26 protein-coding genes are annotated in these 19,527 nt (G+C 61.8%); 17 read left to right on the top strand and 9 right to left on the bottom strand.

The genetic code is table 11. The annotated features are described in order from the left end of the window. The first annotated feature begins 103 nt into the window (after positions 1-103). The 6 genes from ACQKLX_RS04050 to ACQKLX_RS04025 are packed head-to-tail and all read left to right on the top strand — an operon-like array spanning position 104 to position 4,203. On the top strand, positions 104-703 hold the full coding sequence (locus tag ACQKLX_RS04050) for a hypothetical protein (protein WP_427359717.1): 600 nt from the start codon (positions 104-106) through the stop codon (positions 701-703). A 30-nt stretch (positions 704-733) separates the two neighbouring features. Next, positions 734-1,096 carry a DUF2147 domain-containing protein gene (locus ACQKLX_RS04045; protein ID WP_427359715.1) on the top strand — a complete coding sequence of 121 codons (363 nt, stop codon included), beginning with the start codon at positions 734-736 and terminating at the stop codon, positions 1,094-1,096. Positions 1,097-1,146: 50 nt separating this feature from the next. Beyond that, positions 1,147-1,764, top strand: coding sequence for a sigma-70 family RNA polymerase sigma factor (locus ACQKLX_RS04040; RefSeq protein ID WP_427359713.1), 618 nt, complete (start codon positions 1,147-1,149; stop codon positions 1,762-1,764). Then, positions 1,761-2,384: a ChrR family anti-sigma-E factor gene (locus tag ACQKLX_RS04035; RefSeq protein ID WP_427359712.1), complete on the top strand. Its 624-nt coding sequence runs from the start codon at positions 1,761-1,763 to the stop codon at positions 2,382-2,384. Before ACQKLX_RS04040 ends, ACQKLX_RS04035 begins: the two co-directional genes overlap by 4 nt. Continuing rightward, positions 2,381-3,184 (top strand): DUF1295 domain-containing protein, encoded by an 804-nt coding sequence (locus ACQKLX_RS04030; protein ID WP_427359711.1) that lies wholly within the window; start codon positions 2,381-2,383, stop codon positions 3,182-3,184. Before ACQKLX_RS04035 ends, ACQKLX_RS04030 begins: the two co-directional genes overlap by 4 nt. Then, positions 3,181-4,203 carry an SAM-dependent methyltransferase gene (locus ACQKLX_RS04025; protein ID WP_427359709.1) on the top strand — a complete coding sequence of 341 codons (1,023 nt, stop codon included), beginning with the start codon at positions 3,181-3,183 and terminating at the stop codon, positions 4,201-4,203. Before ACQKLX_RS04030 ends, ACQKLX_RS04025 begins: the two co-directional genes overlap by 4 nt. Positions 4,204-4,236: 33 nt before the next feature. Here ACQKLX_RS04025 and ACQKLX_RS04020 read toward each other — a convergent pair whose 3' ends face one another. After that, the gene (locus ACQKLX_RS04020; RefSeq protein WP_427359707.1) at positions 4,237-4,638 is read right to left on the bottom strand and encodes a DUF2177 family protein; all 402 of its coding nucleotides are present in this window, start codon (positions 4,636-4,638) and stop codon (positions 4,237-4,239) included. Positions 4,639-4,775: 137 nt separating this feature from the next. On the opposite strand from ACQKLX_RS04020, the gene ACQKLX_RS04015 reads away from it, so the two are divergent. Together ACQKLX_RS04015 and ACQKLX_RS04010 are read left to right on the top strand one after the other, a co-directional pair. Beyond that, positions 4,776-5,618: an alpha/beta hydrolase gene (locus tag ACQKLX_RS04015; protein ID WP_427359705.1), complete on the top strand. Its 843-nt coding sequence runs from the start codon at positions 4,776-4,778 to the stop codon at positions 5,616-5,618. Positions 5,619-5,780: 162 nt separating this feature from the next. Then, a complete protein-coding gene (locus tag ACQKLX_RS04010; protein ID WP_427359703.1) occupies positions 5,781-6,407 on the top strand; it encodes a tyrosine-type recombinase/integrase in 627 nt (208 codons plus the stop codon). 164 nt (positions 6,408-6,571) lie between these two features. On the opposite strand, the gene ACQKLX_RS04005 is transcribed toward ACQKLX_RS04010, so the two are convergent. Both ACQKLX_RS04005 and ACQKLX_RS04000 read right to left on the bottom strand, forming a co-directional pair. Beyond that, on the bottom strand, positions 6,572-7,510 hold the full coding sequence (locus tag ACQKLX_RS04005; RefSeq protein WP_427359702.1) for a cucumopine synthase-related protein: 939 nt from the start codon (positions 7,508-7,510) through the stop codon (positions 6,572-6,574). 88 nt (positions 7,511-7,598) lie between these two features. Next, the gene (locus ACQKLX_RS04000; protein ID WP_427359700.1) at positions 7,599-8,816 is read right to left on the bottom strand and encodes a M24 family metallopeptidase; all 1,218 of its coding nucleotides are present in this window, start codon (positions 8,814-8,816) and stop codon (positions 7,599-7,601) included. Between the two features lie 208 nt (positions 8,817-9,024). Here ACQKLX_RS04000 and ACQKLX_RS03995 point away from each other — a divergent pair, with 208 nt between their 5' ends. The 7 genes from ACQKLX_RS03995 (at position 9,025) to ACQKLX_RS03965 (ending at position 14,494) form a co-directional block, all read left to right on the top strand. Continuing rightward, positions 9,025-9,927 carry a MurR/RpiR family transcriptional regulator gene (locus ACQKLX_RS03995; RefSeq protein ID WP_427359698.1) on the top strand — a complete coding sequence of 301 codons (903 nt, stop codon included), beginning with the start codon at positions 9,025-9,027 and terminating at the stop codon, positions 9,925-9,927. 240 nt (positions 9,928-10,167) lie between these two features. Further along, entirely contained in the window at positions 10,168-10,878 is a 711-nt protein-coding gene (locus ACQKLX_RS03990; RefSeq protein WP_326876521.1) for an ABC transporter permease, read from the top strand. Further along, positions 10,878-11,585, top strand: coding sequence for an ABC transporter permease (locus tag ACQKLX_RS03985; protein ID WP_427359695.1), 708 nt, complete (start codon positions 10,878-10,880; stop codon positions 11,583-11,585). The genes ACQKLX_RS03990 and ACQKLX_RS03985 overlap by 1 nt, the downstream gene beginning before the upstream one ends. 22 nt (positions 11,586-11,607) lie before the next feature. Beyond that, positions 11,608-12,366, top strand: a complete 759-nt coding sequence (locus tag ACQKLX_RS03980) for an ABC transporter ATP-binding protein (protein ID WP_326876523.1) — start codon at positions 11,608-11,610, stop codon at positions 12,364-12,366. 37 nt (positions 12,367-12,403) lie between these two features. Continuing rightward, positions 12,404-13,252 carry a transporter substrate-binding domain-containing protein gene (locus ACQKLX_RS03975; RefSeq protein ID WP_427359693.1) on the top strand — a complete coding sequence of 283 codons (849 nt, stop codon included), beginning with the start codon at positions 12,404-12,406 and terminating at the stop codon, positions 13,250-13,252. Positions 13,253-13,367: 115 nt separating this feature from the next. Then, on the top strand, positions 13,368-13,811 hold the full coding sequence (locus ACQKLX_RS03970; protein WP_427359691.1) for a RidA family protein: 444 nt from the start codon (positions 13,368-13,370) through the stop codon (positions 13,809-13,811). 458 nt (positions 13,812-14,269) lie between these two features. Further along, positions 14,270-14,494: a hypothetical protein gene (locus ACQKLX_RS03965; protein WP_427359689.1), complete on the top strand. Its 225-nt coding sequence runs from the start codon at positions 14,270-14,272 to the stop codon at positions 14,492-14,494. Between the two features lie 18 nt (positions 14,495-14,512). Here ACQKLX_RS03965 and ACQKLX_RS03960 read toward each other — a convergent pair whose 3' ends face one another. The 6 genes from ACQKLX_RS03960 to ACQKLX_RS03935 all read right to left on the bottom strand — a co-directional run bounded on the left by ACQKLX_RS03960 (position 14,513) and on the right by ACQKLX_RS03935 (position 16,812). After that, positions 14,513-14,725 carry a hypothetical protein gene (locus ACQKLX_RS03960; RefSeq protein WP_427359688.1) on the bottom strand — a complete coding sequence of 71 codons (213 nt, stop codon included), beginning with the start codon at positions 14,723-14,725 and terminating at the stop codon, positions 14,513-14,515. Positions 14,726-14,793: 68 nt separating this feature from the next. Next, positions 14,794-15,087, bottom strand: a complete 294-nt coding sequence (locus ACQKLX_RS03955; RefSeq protein ID WP_326876508.1) for a DUF982 domain-containing protein — start codon at positions 15,085-15,087, stop codon at positions 14,794-14,796. Between the two features lie 126 nt (positions 15,088-15,213). Continuing rightward, entirely contained in the window at positions 15,214-15,690 is a 477-nt protein-coding gene (locus tag ACQKLX_RS03950; protein WP_427359686.1) for an Hsp20 family protein, read from the bottom strand. Positions 15,691-15,946: 256 nt separating this feature from the next. Beyond that, entirely contained in the window at positions 15,947-16,069 is a 123-nt protein-coding gene (locus ACQKLX_RS03945; RefSeq protein ID WP_427359685.1) for a hypothetical protein, read from the bottom strand. Positions 16,070-16,083: 14 nt separating this feature from the next. Continuing rightward, on the bottom strand, positions 16,084-16,434 hold the full coding sequence (locus ACQKLX_RS03940; RefSeq protein ID WP_427359683.1) for a hypothetical protein: 351 nt from the start codon (positions 16,432-16,434) through the stop codon (positions 16,084-16,086). A 108-nt stretch (positions 16,435-16,542) separates the two neighbouring features. Continuing rightward, positions 16,543-16,812, bottom strand: a complete 270-nt coding sequence (locus tag ACQKLX_RS03935) for an usg protein (protein ID WP_427359682.1) — start codon at positions 16,810-16,812, stop codon at positions 16,543-16,545. Between the two features lie 262 nt (positions 16,813-17,074). Between ACQKLX_RS03935 and groES the strand changes: the two genes are divergently transcribed. Further along, complete coding sequence (gene groES, locus ACQKLX_RS03930; protein ID WP_427359680.1) at positions 17,075-17,389, top strand: co-chaperone GroES; 315 nt, start codon at positions 17,075-17,077, stop codon at positions 17,387-17,389. Positions 17,390-17,447: 58 nt separating this feature from the next. Continuing rightward, positions 17,448-19,073, top strand: coding sequence for a chaperonin GroEL (gene groL / locus ACQKLX_RS03925; RefSeq protein WP_427359679.1), 1,626 nt, complete (start codon positions 17,448-17,450; stop codon positions 19,071-19,073). Positions 19,074-19,527: the final 454 nt, after the last annotated feature.

Here is a 19,527-nt window from a genome sequence, read left to right as displayed (position 1 = left end):
CCTGGCTTTGGATTTGCCGCCAGCTCGCAGAAATCGACGTGGACAGGTGAGCCGATCGCCACTGCCGGACGTAAGCTGACTGAGGCAACCGGGAGGCGGATCGATGCCCGCGACGGGTCTGAAGCGTCTGTTCGCAGCGATAGGCGCCTATGCCGCCCACCCCGGAGCACGCGAGGCGGTCGCGAACACGGTCGCGCTGGTGATCGTTTCGAACCAGCCCTTCTATCCGCTCTATCTCTATTGGGCGGTATCGCCCGTGATCGGCCCGTCCTTCCTGACCTTCCTGTCGACGCCCCTGTTTGCACTGGTGCCGGCCGTGATGCGGCGCAATTCCAAGCTCGGCCGCTCCCTGATGCTCTGCGCCGGCATCGGCAACACGCTGCTCTGTCGCTTCGTCTTCGGCAGCGCGTCGGGCGTCGAAGCCTTCCTGTTCCCCTGCCTGATGCTGGCGGTCCTGCTCTTTCGCAGCGACGAACGCCTCTATGCCGCCGGTTTCGCGGCGCTGGGCTTCGGAGCCTATCTCCTACCCGTCGACGTCATGGGGGGCCCGCTGCATCTCTATGAACGGCAGGAATATGTCGCCCTGCAGCGCCTGAACTTTCTGAGCGCAGCCTCGCTGACGGTCCTGATCGGCTGGCTCTTCGTCCAACGGCACCCCGATATCGGCAGGAGCGATGAAACCGGAAAGGGTCGACCAACGTAGAAGGGGCGCAACCTGCGGAAAGGACATCGCATGAGACGTCTTTTGCTCGCCCTGATCATCGCCTCGCCATCGGCTGCCAGCGCGACCACCCTGGACGGCACCTGGCTGCGCGACGACGGCAACGCCCGTGTCCGTATCGCGCCCTGCGGCGACAAGATCTGCGCCACCAATCTCTGGATTGGCGATACCAGCCAGGGCGAGGCGGCCGGCGATAAGCTCGTGATGACGCTGACGCGGCAGGCCGAAGGCAGCTTCTCCGGCACCGCCTACGATCCGAAGCGTGACTGGACTTACTCATTGACCGTCAGGAGGGGAGCTGGCGAGCTGAACACCCGTGGCTGCATTCTTGGCCGCCTGATCTGCCGCGATGTCGGCTGGAAGGCTGCCGACTAGCGTTTCGGCTGTGCGGTGATCCGTTCCCGCACCGTCGCCGTATCTTGGACATGGCCGCCGCATTTGCCTTCTCCGTCGAAGACATGCGCACAAGGTCAGCAGCGCAGGGGCACCGGTTTTTCGCCTTGTTTGACCCTAATGCCTTGATCGCCGCGATTGCGCGCTCGGGTGACCGGGACGCTTTCGTAGCTCTGTTCGACCATTTCGCGCCGCGCGTGAAAGGGTTGCTGATGCGCGGCGGGGCCTCGCCGGAATTGGCGGAGGAGATTGCGCAGGAGACGCTGCTCTCGGTCTGGCGCAAGGCCGCGATGTTCGATCCCGACAAGGCGAGCGCCTCGACCTGGATCGCCACGATCGCACGCAACCGGCGCATCGACATCGCCCGGCGCGAGACCCGCTCGCGGCTTTCACAGGTTTACGAGATTCTGGATGAAGAAGGCCCTCAACAACCTGACGAGACGATCTCTGGAGCTGAGCGTGACGCTCGGGTCAGGGCAGCGATGACCGGATTGTCAATTGACCAGTATCGGGTCGTCGAGCTCGCCTTCCTGGAAGGGTTCACCCATCAGGACGTGGCGAAGCATCTGGCGATCCCGCTCGGCACAGTGAAGTCGCGGCTGCGGCTGGCTCTGTCGCATCTGCGCGGCAAGCTGGAGGATCTGCGATGAGCGTCGTCCATCGTGCTTCTGACGAGACACTCGCCGCCTTCGCCGCCGGCCGGCTCGACGAAGGGCTAGCGCTCGTCGTCGCGGCCCATGTCGAGCTGGACGGCCAGAGCCGGCGCCGCGTGCAGGAATTCCAGGCAATCCAGGGTGCCATTCTCGATGCCGCAGAGCCTGTGGCGATGACGGCAGGGCCGCTGGACCCAGCCGAGCTGCGCTCGCTGCCGGATGCTGGCGTAGCGCCCCATCTGACCGAAGCAGACCTGCCCCATGCGTTGCGTCCCTATGCTCTAGGGCCGTGGCGGCCGATCGGCATCCGGATCGCGATGCGGCGGGTCGAAGTGCCTGGATCGGAGTCACGCGTGTTCATGCTGCGGGCCGGGCCAGGGATCGCGCTGCCGCACCATAAGCATACCGGCCTTGAATGGACGACGATCCTGTCCGGCGCCTACGAGCATGAGTATGGTCGCTACGCCGCGGGTGATTTCGACGAGGCGGACGCCGAGCACGAGCACACGCCGCGCGTCGATCCGGTCGAAGGCTGTACCTGCCTCGTCGCCATGACCGGTAACGTCCTGTTCCAGGGTTGGCTCGGCCGCCTGCTGCAGCCGCTGGTGCGGCTGTGACGCTGGCCTCCTTCGCGGCGGCACTGCTCTTTGCCGCCGTCGCGATGTCGGCCGCCATGAGCCTGGCGACCCGGGTCGAACGCCAGACCGGCAATTCCGGCTGGATCGATGTGGTCTGGACCTTCGGACTCGGTGCGACCGGCATTGCCGGCGCTCTGCTACCGTTCGGCGATGGGCCGCTCGCGCGGCGCCTCTTCGTTGCGGCGCTCGTTGCGGCATGGGCTCTGCGCCTCGGCCTGCATATCGCCGGACGCACGACAGGGATTTCCGATGATCCTCGCTATGCCCGCATGAAGCGCGACTGGGGGGCCCAGGCACCCAAGAAAATGGCCCGGTTGCTTCAATTGCAGGCGCTTGCGAGCATTCCACTCGCTATCGGCATCGTCCTGGCGGCGCATAACCCGGTGGCATTCGGCCAGCCTCAGGATTGGCTAGGTCTCGGCCTGTTCCTTGCCGGGATCATCGGCGGGGGCATCGCCGACCGGCAGCTTCGCGCTTTTGCACGCTCCGGCCGCGGTGGCGTCTGTGATGAGGGGCTTTGGGCTTATTCGCGGCATCCCAACTACTTCTTCGAATGCGTGCTCTGGAGCGCCTATGCGGTGATTGCTTCCGGCGCGGCTCACCCCTTTGGCTGGCTCGCCTGGCTCGCACCCGTGGCGATCACGCTGCTGCTTGTGCGCGTATCCGGCATTCCGCCGCTTGAGGAGCACATGCTCGCCAAGCACGGGGATGCCTATCGCGATTATCAGCTCCGGACCAGCGCCTTCATTCCACTCCCACCCAAAGGAGCCGGGCGATGACGATCATGCAGAGGCTGTCGAGCTGGGGCGAGGCCCTGCCGGTGCCCGATGCGGTCAGCCGTATGGTGATCGCCACGCTCGTCGGGCGAACGGATCGTACCCTCTCGGCCAAGCCCGGCAATGCGGCCGGCTTCGCGCGGGAGATGGCGGAACTTCCGATCGCGCTGCATGCCGACGCGGCCAATGCCCAGCACTACGAAGTGCCCGAGGCGTTCTTCGAGCAGGTGCTAGGTCCGAGACGGAAATACTCCTGCTGCTATTACGGCGACCCTGCAGACAGTCTTGCAACGGCTGAAGAAGTGGCGCTGGCGCGGACCGCCGAGCACGCCGGCCTTGCCGACGGTCAGGACATCCTTGAGCTCGGCTGCGGCTGGGGCTCGCTCTCGCTCTGGATGGCTGAGATGTATCCGAAGGCGCGCATTGTCTCGGTCTCGAATTCGGCCTCGCAACGCGCCTTCATCGAAAAACGTGCGCGCGAGCACGGTTTCGGCAATCTGCGCGTGATCACCGCGGACATGAACGACTTCGCGATCGAGGAGCGCTTTGACCGCGTCGTCTCGGTCGAGATGTTCGAGCACATGGCGAACTGGCGCGCGCTGCTCGAGCGCGTCCATGGCTGGCTGAAGCCGCACGGACGCTTGTTCATCCACATCTTCGCGCATGCGCGGAGCTGCTACCGCTTCGATGTCGGCGACAACGCCGACTGGATCGCCCAGCACTTCTTCACCGGCGGGATCATGCCGAGCGTGGCGCTGGCGTACGAATTCTCCGACCTCTTCGCAGTCGAGGAGGAGTGGCGCTGGAGCGGTGAGCATTATCGGCGCACCGCCGAGGACTGGCTGGCCAATTTCGACCGCAACCTGCCGGCGATCGAGCCCATCCTGCGCGAGGTCTATGGCGAGGACGCGCCGATCTGGCGCAGGCGCTGGCGCCTTTTCTTCCTGGCGACGAGCGGGCTGTTCGGGCACGCTGGCGGCGAAGCCTGGGGCGTCAACCACTACCGGCTGCGGCCGGTCTGACCGGCCAGCGATAGATCGGCGATGAGCCCCGCTTCAGCCACCAACGCGGCGCGCGACCTCGTAGGCGATCCAGCTACAGAAGCCGACCACCACGATGCCGTAGATGATGTCGGCGAGCGTGATCGTCAGCGTCCACGGCCGCAGCGTGGCGTAGTTCGTCAGGTCGTAGGTCGCATAGGCGAGCAGGCCGATCAGGGCGCCGTTGACGAGTGCGTCGTTCGCGCCGCCGCTGCGCACGGCCGGCATCACCGCAAAATGCAGCACGCCAAGCGGGAAGCCGAAATAGAACAGCGCCGCAGGCACATAGCGGGTCGGTTCAACGATCAGGTCGCCGAGCGCGGGGCGGTAGAGCCTCGCCGTCATCGTGCCGAGCCAGATCGCATCGCAGATGCCGAAGGCGATGAGAAAAGCGACGTAGCCGGCGACGAAGCGCATGACGATCTCCATTGGCATGTGCCATCAGATACGCAGGACCTGCTCCTTCGGATTACCTTGAGCAGATCGACCGACCCGGGGATCCAGCGCGCCTCGTCCGGCGTATCCATCGCACGGCCGGCAACACGAAGGCGCCCATGACGATCTTGAATTCCAGGCGTGCTGTCATGGCGGCGCTGTCGACCATCGTCCTTGCCGGCTGCGCCGCGCTGCGGCCGGGCGCCTTGAGCCAGGGCGCGCGCGATGTCGCCTATGGCCGCCACCCACGGCAGGCGATGGACATATACACCCCGAGCGACGGTGGAGCCGGACGACCGGTCGTCTTCTTCATCTATGGCGGCTCATGGGCGAATGGCGACAAGGAGAGCTACGCCTTCGTCGGTGACGCCCTGGCCACGCGCAGCTTCGTCACCGTGATCGCCGACTACCGGCTTGTGCCGGAGGTGCGCTTCCCGGCTTTCATCGAGGATGGTGCCGCAGCTCTGCGCTTCGTCCGTGACAATATCGCACGCTTTGGTGGCGACCCGCGCCGAATCCATCTGATGGGACATTCGGCGGGGGCCTACAATGCGATGATGCTGACGCTCGACAGAAGCTATCTCGCGGGTGCGGGACTATCGCCCGGCATTATCCGCTCGGCAGTTGGCCTCTCGGGCCCCTATGATTTCCTGCCGCTGGATATCGATGTGACCAAAGCCGCCTTCGGCAATGCCCCCAATCTGGAGCGTACCCAGCCGATCAATTTCGCGCGTGCGGACGCGCCGCCGATCCTGCTCGCCACCGGTGCCGACGATACCACGGTCCTGCCCCGCAACACCGAGCGGCTCGCCGCCGCACTACGCCGCGCGGGTGCCCGCTCGGTGACGCTCAGGATCTATCCCGGCCTAGGACACGCAGGGACGGCTGCCTCACTCGCGCGCATCATGAATTGGCGGGCGCCCGTTCTCGATGACGTGGTTGGCTTCATGGAAAACGCCTGACCGCAGCCAGATCTTGCAACTTCGATACGGACGCCGCGTCAAAATAGCGCCCGCGTAAACGTCTGCTTCCTGGCAGCCAGCCAATGTCGGCAATTGGCGCCGAGCGATGGGTTGGATGAGTTATAGTAGCTTCGGATGCGGCATCCCGATGGAGGATGCGTAATGCTTGTCGAAGCTCAACCGATCCATCAGCGTCCTGCCTGGAACACCGGCCGCAACATCGGCCCGAAGCCGCCGTTGAAGCCGCGCCACATCTGGGCGATCCGGACACGGCTACAGCACGATCGGCGTGTGCGAGATCTGGCAATGTTCAATCTCGCGATCGACAGCAAGCTGCGCGGCTGCGATCTCGTGCGGCTGCGCGTGGGCGATGTCGTGCTCGGCGGAACCGTAAGATTGATCACGTCGATTATCCAGCAGAAGACGGGTCGACCGGTGCCGTTCGAGTTGACGGATACGACCCGGGAGGCGCTTACAGCTTGGCTGAGGAAGCGCCCGGCCGACAATGGCGAATGGCTCTTTCCGAGCCGCAGTCGGTCACGCGATCACGTGACAACCAGGCAGTACGGCCGACTGCTCGATGGCTGGGTCGCTCTGATTGGCCTCGATCCCGCACTCTACGGGACGCACAGTCTGCGGCGGACGAAAGTTGCCCTGATCTACAAGCGTACCGGCAATCTTCGCGCATGCCAGCTCCTACTGGGGCACTCCAAACTGGAAAGCACCGTGCGCTACCTCGGCATCGAAGTTGATGATGCTCTCCTCATCTCCGAGCAGACGGACCTGTAACCTATCCGGCGCGGCGGGCAGCTGCCGCGCCGTGACCAATAGCCCCACAGCTGCGAACTTGCATCAGCTCGGACGGAAGCTCGGAGAATGAATGTCAGCTCTCCGGCCACAGCCCGCTTCTGCTTGTGACGCATCGCAGAGCTACACCCGTCGGCAGCTTGATTCTAGCGCGAGCTCAGCCGAATCTTTTCGCCGGGAGTCAAACCGCCGTGATCGTAGATTAGATGCATCCACTTCTGCATACGGTTCAACAGGATGACCAACGGAGCGGTCAGCTGTCGATACTCGTCCAGGCTTTGCAAGGTCGGAAGTGCATTCATATAAGCTTCGCCGATTTCCTTCATTTTTGGAAAGCCGAGGTCGGAGAGGAAGAGAAAATGGTCGAATGGTTCAGTTAGAAAAGATTTTGTGAGCCGCACAATAAACGGCAATGTCATATCGCTGTCGGTCGATACTGTCAGGAGCTTCGATCCAATATTCGGCCCGTCCTGAAGTAAGTAGCTGTTCATGAAGAACATTGTGGCAGGGGACGTGTCCGCCTGAATGAGCTCGAGGACTTCTTGCGGCTCGTTTAGCCACACCCGATCCACCTCATCGTTGATCCGATTGACCGCATGACGCCAGTGGTCACTCGGCAGATCTTTTCCGAATTGCACGATCGGAGATGACACCTCGACGGGACTGCTGGAGGAACGGATACCGATCTTGATTACCTTTCGCTGTGCCCTAGTCACCGTGTGGTCACGGACAAGCTCACCGAGCCTGATCAGAGCCGGCAGGTCGTCCGTGTGAATTTCTGCGAACTTGTTGACCGGCGCGCTCTCGGGGGTCTTGTCGTTATAGGTGATGCAGATTTGGGCGCTCGGCTGATAAAGATAGACGTCGCCCAGTCGCCGCGTGACCATGTTGCCTGGTTCGCTGTCGATGATCCGCGTTGGCATGTAGATCGCACGTCCCGAAAAGAGGACATGATGCAACACCGTCTGAAGCGGCAGTTCTGCGAGCACCTTTTCGACCAGTGCCGGATTCCGGTCGGTCAGGAACCGAGCCCGAAGCGAGAGGTCATATTCCGGGACGTCGAAACGAAGCGTTGCCGCATCCATTGTGAGCGATTCCTATGCGTTCAATGAGCAAAGGGGGCCGCGCGCTGAAAGCACGCAGTTGCAAAGGTGCTGGCGAACCTGACTGAGCTCAGACTTCCAGATATCCGGGGTGGGACAGCGTCAGGTACTCGCGCCCTTGGGCGGTAATCAGGATCGTGTCCGAAATCTGAGTCTGAACCTCGCCATAGATCTGGATGTGAGGCTCGAACGTGATCAGCATATTCGGCTCCAACACCTCGTCCGACTTTGCATCGATCGAAAACTGCTCATGGGCCCCAAGGCCGATGCTGTGACCAATACGGCCTGGGAGGTATGCGCCATAACCCCGTGACTCGAGCCGGCTTTTGCTCGCGTTGTAGATGTCTCTGAAGGGCACCCCCGGTTTAATCAGCAGGTCGACCTCGGAGCGGATTTCAAGAATGTCATCCATTGCCTTGCGGTAAGCAGAAGGCAGAGAGCCGACTGCCACCGTGCGCTCGTTCTCGGCATGAATACCGTTTGCAATCGTCCAGCTGAGAAGGGTGACGGCATCGCCGCGCTTTGGTGTGCGCTGACTGGGATTGTCGCAATTGTAGAACGTGCGCTCGCCGGACAGAGCCCAGAAGGACAGGTTGTTTTGAACTCCACCTTCCAGCGAGCCAAAATCGCACACTTCGACCTCTGGGTAATTGGCGGACCAGTGCTGGTTCATTGCATGCATGGCTGAGACGCAGATCTCGCGCTCATTCCCGCCCGCGCGTAGCGCCTCATAGGCGGCGTCCATGCCGATATCGGATAGCTTCGCCGCGATCCGGGCGTTGCCGATCTCGTCGGAATCCTTGATCAAGCGGCAGCGTTCGATAATGCGTCCGGCGTCGGTGAACTGCGCTCCCGGCAGCGCCTGGCGGAGCTGCTTCATGCGATCGATAGAAACGAAGTTTTCCTCGATGCCGATCCTCTTCGCCGAGCAGCCCAAATCGCCGAGGACGGTAGCCAGCGCATCGAGCCAGTTGGCTCCCAGCGTGACCTTGCTGGACCAGTAGCCGAACAGGCGGATGTCCGACAGCCAGGAACTGCCGCGGCTATGCTCGTCGCGAAGCGCATGCACGAGCATGATCGGCTCGTGGTCGGGAGTGATGATCGCGATGACCGGTTGAGAGTAGATGATCGGATTGAAGCCGGTCAGATAGAAGCTGTTTTCCGGCTTGAAGGAGATGATCGCATCGCAATCATGCTTCGCCATCAGCGCCTTGAGACGATCGATCCGAGCCGGGAGCGGTGCCGGGGTTGGTTTCGCCGGCGCCAGTGGTGAAGCTGCAGCTGCCACGAGAATCTCCCCAGGTGTCGAAGGCGGAAAAAGCGCGATGCGTGACGTTATTGAATATAATAATTCATGAGTCAACACGTTAGAGAATGGATGAATAGAACGGCGAAGCGAGCTACTGTGGATCTGGCAAGCCGGGAGGCGTGCACCGATCCGAGGCAATGCTAGTGTCCGGCGGTCGCTGGCCGCGACGCGTATCGAGGGAGCAACTATGACGAACACCCGCGCAGGAGGCCGTCGGCGGCCGCCTCAGAAGGAGGACGGTCCGCGTTCGCTCGACCGGTCCGCGCTTCAGGCGGAGCTCGATATGCGGACAAGCGGCCAGCGCCTGACGCCTGCGCAGCGCCGCATCGCGCAGTGTCTCGTCGAGCGCGGGTCTGAAATCGGATTCCTGTCGAGCACTGAACTCGCCGAGTTGGCGGGTGTTAGCCAGCCGTCGGTGACACGGTTTGCTATGGTGCTAGGCTTCGATGGCTATTTGGAGATGCGAAAGCACCTTCGCGGCGGCGTAGCCATGAACGAAGATGGCGTCGGCTCCGACAGCAACCGATATCAGACTGCTGTGCTCGCCGAAGTCGACAATCTCGAAGAGCTCGCTCGTGCCTTCGCCGACGCCGATGAGATCAACCGCATCGTCGATGCAATGGTCGAATCCAAACCTCTCGCCGTCGTGGGCTTGAGGATATCCACTGGGCTCGCGACGCAGTTCGAGTTCTATGCCTCCCGGATCCATTCGGATGTCCGGCTCATCGCCGATGGCGGCTCGATGACACAAGACCGACTTCAGCAGTGTCATCTCGCTGGCGGACGCACGGCCCTGTTCTTCATGCTGCCGCTTCATCCAAAGGAGACTGTGCAGGCGATCCAATTTGCGCGCGAACTCGGCATGCGGATTATTCTGGTGACTGATACCAGTTTCAGCAACGACGAAGGGTTGGCCGACTTTCTTCTCAAGGCGCGCGTCAACAGCCGCCTGCTATTCGATTCCTACGCGGCCTTCCAATTAATCGCTGCCGTTCTTCTGGATGCGATGTGCGCACGCATGAACGGAAAAGCGCAGCGCCGCCTCGAGACGATCCACGAATCGTCCAAAAAGCGCAGGGTCTTTCTCTGAGAAGTGGCATGCAGCGTGGCTGCCCTCAACCTGGAGCGCTGGTCGGGTCCGATGAGACTTGGCCCAATATGAATATGAATTTTCAGATGATATGATTGTTGAATAAATCATTCAGAGCGGTTATGCCTTGTCAATCCGCGGAGGTGAGGCGATGGATCACTCTGAGACGAAGGGCGCTCGCAGCAATGCATACCGGGGACGGGATCGGCTCTACCTGAGCTGCGCGCCTGGAGCGCATTCTTGAGCAACCTCGGGCTGTTCGGCTTTGGCCCAGACGGATGGGGCGCCGTGCTGCTTGCAGGAGCCGCCGTTAGCATCGGCGCTGCCGTGTGCGGCCTTATCCTGGCCTCGCTAATCGGAGCGGCTGCCGCGCGCGCTAAACTGCTGGGCGGCCCCATCGCGCGAACGATCGCACAGACTTACACCACCGTATTGCGCGGCGTGCCCGATCTGCTCGTGATATTCCTGCTCTATTTCGGGAGCAGCTCGGTGCTCTCAAGCGTCGCTGGGTTCTTCGGCTACCACGGCTTCTTTGCTCTACCCGGGTTCATCGCAGGGGTCCTGGCCATCGGTATCGTTGCCGGCGCCCTGATGACCGAGGTGTTCCGTGGCGCGTTCCTTGCGGTCAAGCCAGGTGAGATAGAAGCTGCGAAAGCGTGCGGGATGAGCACGTTCCTACGCTTTCGTCGAATAATTGCGCCGCTCACGCTAAGGCACGCCCTCCCGAGCATCGGGAACGTTTGGCTCGGATTATTGAAGGGGTCTTCGCTGCTGTCGGCCACGGGCGTCGCCGAGTTGATGCGCCAAACTCAGATCGCGGCTGGTTCTACCCGGTTACCATTCGATTTTTATCTCGCAGCGGCGTTGATCTACATCGCATTGGCAGTCTCAAGCGGGCTGCTGATCCAGGCTGCCGAAAGACGCTACTCCCGTGGCTTCGTGAGGCGCTGATGGAAATCCAGTTCATCTTCGAGACGTTTCTCAGCTTGCTAGGCGGTGTGCCGCTGACAGTGCAACTTGCCGCCCTGGCGATACTGGGCGGCTTGCTGATCGGGCTTCTAGTCGCGGGGATGCGGCTCTCGGGCCGTCGGGTCCTGATCTGGCCCGCCTGGCTATATGTCCAGATCGTCCGCAGCATCCCGCTGCTCGTGCTGATGTTCCTGATCTACTACGGACTCACCCAGTTCAGCTCGATCCGCGCAAGTTTCCTCTGGCCGATTCTGCGCGAGCCATACTGGTGCGCTGTCATCGCCCTTGTGATCAACAGCTCCGGCTATGCAGCGGAAGTGATCCGCGGCGGGCTCCAGTCGGTTGGTCGAAACGAGATCGAAGCCGCTCGCGCGTGCGGTATGTCCGGCTTTCTGCTCTTGCGGCGGATTGTGCTCCCTCTCGCCGTCCGGCAGGCGCTGCCGGCCTACAGCAACGAGATGATCGCCATGGTGAAGGCAACGTCGCTCGCTTCGCTCGTGACACTGATGGACGTGACAGGCATCGCTGCGTCGATCGCCTCTAGCAGCTACCGGCCGATCGGCGTGTTCGTCGCCGCTGGTGCCATTTATCTCGCACTGACCGCGGCGCTCACGCAGTCGGTCCGGCTCCTGGAGTATCGGCTGACGCCTCATCTGCGGCGAGCAGCTCTCCCAGCCGACGCACAATAACGGACTGTTAGGATCACACTCCATGAAAACGGCAGTTCGCCTCGAAAACCTTCGTAAGCGCTTCGGCGGGCTCGAAGTGCTACGGGGCATCAATCTCGAGGCCTACGAGGGAGAGGTCGTTTCGATCCTGGGTTCCTCAGGCTCGGGAAAGTCGACCATGCTGCGCTGCATTAACATGCTGGAGATCCCAAGCGAGGGCTCCGTATCGGTGGCCGGGGAGCAGATCAAAATCGCTTCGGACGGCAAAGGGCGACCCACTGGGCTGGATACACGTCAGATCGATCGGCTGCGCTCGCGCATCGGCATGGTGTTCCAGAGCTTCAACCTCTGGCCCCACATGACGATCTTGCAGAACGTCATAGAGGCCCCTGTCCATGTTCTGAAGCGAAACAAAGCGGAATGCGTCGAAGAGGCCCGAGTCCTTCTCGACAGAGTCGGGATCGCCGACAAGGCGGATCAATACCCCGCCCACCTCTCCGGAGGCCAGCAGCAGCGGGCAGCCATCGCTCGCGCACTCGCCATGCGCCCGAGCCTGATGCTGTTCGACGAGCCTACGTCCGCTTTGGACCCCGAACTCGTCGGCGGCGTTCTGCGCGTCATTCGATCCCTGGCGGAGGAGGGCCGCACGATGCTCGTCGTGACCCATGAGATGGGGTTCGCAAGAGACGTATCGAGCCGGGTCGTCTTCCTGCACCAGGGCTCAATCGAAGCGGATGGGAAGCCGGAAGATATCTTCACCAAGAGTCAGTCGCCCCATTTTGAACAGTTCTTGGGGCGTTGAGCGCGGCCGAGGTCGCAAAACAAAAAAGGGGAATGCAATGAAAACCGCCACACTGCTCGTCGCCGGAACTTTTCTTGTCGCCGCCATTCCATGTGGTTTTGCGCAAGAACAGAAGTGGAAGGAAGTCCGCATCGTGACGGAGGGTGGCTTTCCTCCGTGGAACTACACCAAACCGGATGGCACTTTGGCTGGCTTCGAGATCGATCTCTTCAAGGACATTTGCGCGCGCATGAAAGTCAAATGCGCGCTGACCGCGCAATCCTTCGACAGCATGATCCCTGCTCTGAATGCAGGGAAGTTCGACGCCATCGTCAACGACGTGTCGATAACGCCGCGGCGGGAGGAGGTCATTGCTTTCTCAATCCCGTATGCCGCGGTTTGTTATACCTTTGCGACAGCCAATCCCGATATCGCGAAGAAGCTCGGCAACGAGGACAAGATCATATCGCTCAATGACGAGGCGGCGACCAAGGCCGCGATGGATCCGATCAAGGCTCTGTTCAAGGACATGACGATCGGCACCCTTGCTGCTGGCGGATCAGTCGCCTTCGTCGAGACCTACTTCAAAGGTGTTGCGCTGATGCGCCAGTATAAGACCCCCGAAGCGCGAGACATTGATTTGGTCGCCGGCCGGGTCGACGTGGTCGTAGGCGGAAAGGACACACTGGGCATTGCTGCCGCGAAGCCGGGCCGCGAAACGATGAAGACATTCGGACCGTGCTTCCAGGGCGGCGTCGTCGGAAAGGGCGCCGGCGTCGGCCTGCGTAAGCAAGACACCGACCTGAAGGCGATGTTCGATAAGGCCATTGCCGAGGCTCAGGCGGATGGGACGATTAAAAAGCTCGCCTTGCCAGTGTTCGGCATGGACATCACGCCTCTCAATTGATCTTGCCGGATCGAAACACGACCGGTCGGCACATGCCGGCCGGCGAAGATAATCTAACGGTGCGCGCTTTAGTGGGTCGCTCTCTGCGGAACAATCGAAAACACGGGTGATTTTTATGATCAGCAAACAATCAGCTTATTTCGACCTACCATGGGAAGATACTTACGGGTATGCACAAGCGATCAAGGTTGGCGATACAATCTATGTATCTGGCCAGCTTAGCCATGATGAGAAAGGAGATCTCGTAGCACCGGCGTCTCTCGATGGAAATGGATTGCCCATCGATTTCTCGATGATGGAACCGCAAATGCGAGCTACCTACGCCAACGCGGCCCGAATTCTGGCACGCTTCGGAGCGACGCTAGAAAACATAGTTGAGGAGACGCTCTACGTGCTGGATGTGGATGCAGCCTTCGCCGTGGCAGGTGCTGTGAGAAAGGAAGCCTACGGCGCTGTCAAACCACGCTGTGCGAGCAATCTAATAGGCGTGTCGCGGCTGGCCTTCCGTGAGCAGCTCATCGAAATTACCTTCAGGGCGGTGGTTCCAACTTCTCCTTGAGCAATATGTTGCGGATGTGGGTCGGGAGCGGGAAGTCACCGGTAAGGGCGCAGCTGCCGAGGGCTAGTGAGCCTTGGGAGGAGACCGCGATCATGCGCGGCTGCAAGCGCTCCCGGCCGCTGCCGTGAGTAAGAGTCGAGCCTGACATAGGTGAAATAATCTAAAGGGCGGCGCTCGGAATGTCTGCTCGCGGGCCGCGACCGAAGGTCCGTTTATGGCACGGCAGTCGGATCGAAAACAGTTTTGTTGCAGATCCAACGAGCTGAAGTCGACCTGTCGTGCGCTTGCCCGAGAATCTGCCAATGGCGATATCGGAGGGTGCGAACCACCTGCTTAGCTATCAGTTTTGAAGCAGTCTCTCTGCACATGCGCGGCGCCGACTTCTTCGACACAATCGGCGCATAGCCGACCTTGCCGTTGCGCCGGAAGATTCAGACGAGGAGGCAAAGCGGGTTGGCTTGATCGATGCCGTCAATGCCTATTGGCTGAAACAGGATTCGCCAGCAACCGTGGCGATGACAAACCCCATCACCTCGTTGGAACAGTACGAGGCAGCGAACCAGAGAGTCACAGAGCTTTGCAACTTTGCCGAGGAAACGCCGCAGGCAGAAGAGTTGCATTGGCTGATAGCTGATATTTGCGCTTGGGATGAAGAGCGCGACGACGCGACCGGCCGGCGATGATCTGCGCGATGGACAAAGCTATTGCGGGGCCTTGAACCTGGCCTGCTCGGCATCAGCCTCTAAGAGCAGCGCCTGCAATCGAGCGACGGCCAACGCAGGCAAATGCAGTTCCAGATCGTTTGGATCGTCATGCATGTGGAACCGCAGGATTGCGCCCTCCAAAGGGTCGTCGCTGATCGTGATGCATTTTACGTCGGTGACGTGAAGTAGCAGGGCCGGCTTCCGTGGCATGGCCGCCTCCGAGGGCCGTCATTGAGGTTAGCACTGCGCCCGGCGCCCATGGGACGCCGGGCATTTCTTCAGGCGCGGCCTTGCGGGCCTTCCCGGTAGGCCGCGGCAAAGGCCGCGACGTCCGGCGCCAGAATGCCGTATTTCTCGGCCAGCGTCGCGAAGATGCCGCGAACGGTCTCCGCTTCCACTTCGCCGCGCATAGCGGCCAGACAGGATTTCATCGCGAAGTTGTGGGCTGGGTCGCGCTTGCTGGGCGGCCAGTCGACCAGGAACATGTAGGCTTCCATGACTGACGAAATCGCCGCGGGATGACCTAACCCGACAAGTATGACGACCGGGCGTTCAAAGTGTTCGGTATTCATCGGTCGCAGCCCCAGGCAATTATATCTCGAACGCTCATAGCAGTCCTCCTTGCGTTCAAAAGTACGATGCATCCAGACGCCGGGTTGCTCGCCCGGCGCCTGACATCCGCCTTCAGGCGCCTCTGCTCAGGCTGCGCGCTTCTCCGAGTCGATCTGCGGCCGATCGGCTTTCGGCAGTGCGGTGCCAGTGGCGATCCCGATCCGGCGCGGCTTCATCTCCTCCGGCAGCTGGCGCTTCAGATCGACCGTCAGCAAACCGTTCTCGAGGTTGGCGGCCACGACCTTGACGTGATCCGCGAGCTCGAAGCGGCGCTGGAAGGCGCGCTCGGCGATGCCGTGATGCAGATATTGGCCATTGTCCTGGCCGGCCTTCTGCCCGAACACCATCAGCATGTTCGGCTCATGCGTGATCGTGAGCTCGTCCTGCGAGAAGCCGGCCACGGCCATCGTGATGCGATAGTCGTCGTCACCGGTCTTGACGATGTCGTAGGGCGGCCAGTTACCGGCCGGGTCCAGCCGGCTCGCAGCTTCGAGCGCACCGAATATGCGGTCGAAGCCGATACTTGACCGATACAGAGGAGAAAAATCGAAGACGGTTCTCATAGCCACATCCTCCATTGAGCAACATGGGTACAAGTCGGCCATTCCGGGGTCTCACCGACGCTGGCTTGACCGGCCGATCCCATAAAAGGCGATCGGCAAGCATCGATTTGGATCAGATCAACCGGTGTTCAAGAGGGTCGGCGACATTTTTGACGCATCGTTCGATGGCTCGGACAACGGCGTCGCACGAAGGCCCCCCGAGCGCTGGCACCCGTGAAGCCGGAACTGCCCCGCCGAAAGCTCGGCGGGGTCCGGATCATGTCAGGATGATCGCGAGGATGAATCCGCTCGCAACGACGAGCATCGCAAGTGCAGCGAACCGAGCCAGGCTGGCCTTGTCAAAAGGTCGCCTGCTCCGGATGAGTTCGACAGCGGACATCTGAACCTCCACGCTCACAGGGAGAGGAGGTCGCCGAGTGCCGTCTGTCTGCTCGTCCTCCTGTCGCCGAGCGGCCTGCCGCTCTCGGCGCGATCGAGCGATGTGAGCGCGTCCATCACTTCGTCGAAGCCGATCGGATGGGATGCGAAGGATGGGTGTCGCAGCGCGGGACATGAGTCCACGGCGCAGGCGTCGGATGCCCAGGACGACAGGATCGCCCGCTTTTCAGAGTTTGGAAGCGAATTGTCGCGCAGGACATCACGCGGACGCTCATAGAACCGGCTCGGGTGCAGTAGCCGGGCAAGGGGTGCGTCATCCGTCTCCGGGCGAGCGGGCGGCACGATCGCGGTCAATGGCTGACTCATCGGTGTTCCTCCAAAAAGCTCCTTTCAGTTGCTGCGCGAGGTGCGCGGGATGAATTTGTGCCCTGCAGGGAGAGCGTCAAGAGGGTCGAGCGCCGAAGCGTTTCCTCGCTATTGCAGCCGGAATTCGCCGCTCACCGCGCTGAGGTCAGCGGGGCCGATCAGGTCCTTGTGAGCGACGGTGATGCGGAACAGCTTGCCGTCGAGCTTGGCCTGCCAGAAGGTGAGGAACTTGTTGAGCTCGGGAAAGCGCGGGGCGAGATCGTAGTCCTGCCAGATATATTCCTGCAGGATCGAAGGGTGGTCGGGCAGGCGGTAGAGGATGCCGGCGGTGGTCAGGCCATAGCCCGCGATCTGACGGGCGAAATCAGTGGAAGCCATTCCTTTTTAGCTCCGTGGTTGCGCTGCTCATGGCAGCGCAAATTCAATGCGCCCGCAAGTCGAAAAGTTCCTCTTAGCTGTACGAATTCAAGGCGTTAGCACTCATGCGAAAAAAGTGCTGCCAGCCTCTTGAAGGCAAAAATGGGGCAACCTAGATTTTCGCGCGGGCACGGCGCCTCAGGGGCGCGCGGAACCTCGCCGCGAGACCCGCATAGGGCCGGCCCGCTTTGACATGTGACCGACATGGAAATTGGAGGAACTCATGAAGTTTCGGCCACTGCATGACCGCGTCGTCGTGAAGCGCATCGACGCCGAGGAGAAGACCAAGGGCGGGATCATCATCCCCGATACCGCCAAGGAGAAGCCACAGGAGGGCGAGGTCATTGCCATTGGGCTCGGCGCCCGCGACGAGCAGGGCAAGCTCGTGCCGCTCGACGTCAAGGTCGGCGACCGCGTGCTCTTCGGCAAATGGAGCGGCACCGAGGTCAAGATCGACGGCCAGGATCTCCTGATCATGAAGGAGACTGACATCATGGGCGTCGTCGAGGCAACCGCGACCCTGAAGAAGGCCGCCTGACGGGGCCTTCCTCCCATCTCATCAACCTGAAACCTCAAGTCTGAAGGAGTGAGGAATCATGGCTGCGAAGGACGTAAAGTTTTCGCAGGACGCGCGCGAGCGGATGCTGCGCGGCGTCGACACGCTGGCCAATGCGGTGAAGGTCACGCTGGGACCGAAGGGCCGCAACGTCGTGATCGAGAAGTCGTTTGGTGCTCCCCGCATCACCAAGGACGGCGTCACCGTCGCCAAGGAGATCGAGCTCGCCGACAAGTTCGAGAACATGGGCGCCCAGATGGTGCGCGAAGTCGCCTCGAAGCAGAACGACGCCGCCGGTGACGGCACCACCACCGCGACCGTGCTGGCTCAGGCCATTGTGAGGGAAGGCGCCAAGGCCGTTGCTGCCGGCATCAACCCGATGGACCTGAAGCGTGGCATCGACCTTGCTGTCGAGGCGGTGACACAGTCCCTCGGCGAGCATTCCAAGATGATCACCGGCTCGGAGGAGGTCGCCCAGGTCGGCACCATCTCCGCCAATGGCGACCGCACCATCGGTGCGATGATCGCTGAGGCGATGCAGAAGGTCGGTAAGGAGGGTGTCATCACGGTCGAGGAAGCCAAGACTGCCGAGACCGAGCTCGACGTGGTCGAGGGCATGCAATTCGACCGCGGCTACCTCTCGCCCTATTTCGTCACCAACACCGAGAAGATGGTCGCGGAGCTCGAGGACCCGTACATCCTGATCCACGAGAAGAAGCTCTCGGGTCTCCAGACGATGCTTCCGCTGCTGGAAGCGGTGGTGCAGACCGGCAAGCCGCTGCTGATCGTGGCCGAGGACGTCGAGGGCGAGGCTCTCGCCACCCTCGTCGTCAACAAGCTCCGTGGCGGGCTCAAGATCGCTGCGGTCAAGGCTCCGGGCTTTGGCGATCGCCGCAAGGCGATGCTGGAGGATATCGCCATCCTGACCGGCGGCACTGCTGTGAGCGAGGATCTCGGCATCAAGCTGGAGAACGTCACCCTCGACATGCTCGGCCGGGCCAAGAAGGTCCGGATCGAGAAGGAGAACACCACGATCGTCGATGGCGCCGGCTCCAAGGCCGAGATCGAGGGCCGCGTCGCGCAGATCAAGGCGCAGATCGAGGAGACCACCTCGGACTACGACCGCGAGAAGCTGCAGGAGCGCCTGGCCAAGCTCGCCGGCGGCGTCGCGGTGATCCGCGTCGGCGGCGCGACCGAGGTCGAGGTCAAGGAGAAGAAGGATCGCGTTGACGATGCCCTGAACGCCACCCGCGCCGCGGTGGAAGAAGGCATCCTTCCGGGCGGTGGTGTTGCGCTGTTGCGTGCAGCCAAGGCACTGGAGGGCTTGAAGGCGGCCAATGACGACCAAAAAACTGGCGTCGAGATCGTCCGCAAGGCGATCACGGCGCCGGCTCGCCAGATCGTCGAGAATGCTGGGGGTGACGGCGCGGTCGTGGTCGGAAAGCTCCTGGAGTCGGGCGACTATGCCTGGGGTTACGATGCCCAGACCGGCGAGTACGGTGATCTGGTCAAGGCCGGTATCATCGATCCGACCAAGGTCGTGCGTACGGCGCTCCAGGATGCCGCTTCCGTCGCGGGCCTCCTGATCACCACGGAGGCGATGGTCGCCGAGCTCCCGAAAAAGGACCCGCCGCCGGCCATGCCCGCCGGTGGCATGGACTATTGAGAATCGAGGGCGCCGCCGCTTGCGCGGCGCCCTTCCCAACGCCGCAATCGCCTAGGCCTCCCGAGGGAAGCCGTGCCCTTTTCATCGCTGACCGATCCTATCGACTTGGCCCGCGCCGAGGCCGCTCTTGAAAAGGCTTGGGCGGAACTCCAGCCATCGCTTCCTTCTGGCTGCGGCGAGCGGGAGCGGACGAATCTCGCCTACGTCGTTGCTTCGCTAGTTCCTCTGGCTCTTGACGAGGACGACCTCGCGCAGCGAGCGATCGATCGGTTTCGCGAGAAGGCCTAGCGCCTCGGAAAGCCCCTACATTCGTCTCAATCGAGTTTGGCATCCAACATGACCGATGGCCCGCAGGAACCCAAGCAAATCTCCCCTTCCGACCGCTTCAAAGCCATGATTACGAGCGCCGAGAGCGCAACATACGGGCTCAAGGATAATCTCTTGGCCGTCATGA

The organism is Allobosea sp. NPDC003192 (assembly GCF_050275675.1).
GTDB lineage: Bacteria > Pseudomonadota > Alphaproteobacteria > Rhizobiales > Beijerinckiaceae > Allobosea.
The sequence above is the reverse complement of the archived record's forward strand: the minus strand, read 5'-3'. Positions and strand labels throughout refer to the sequence as shown.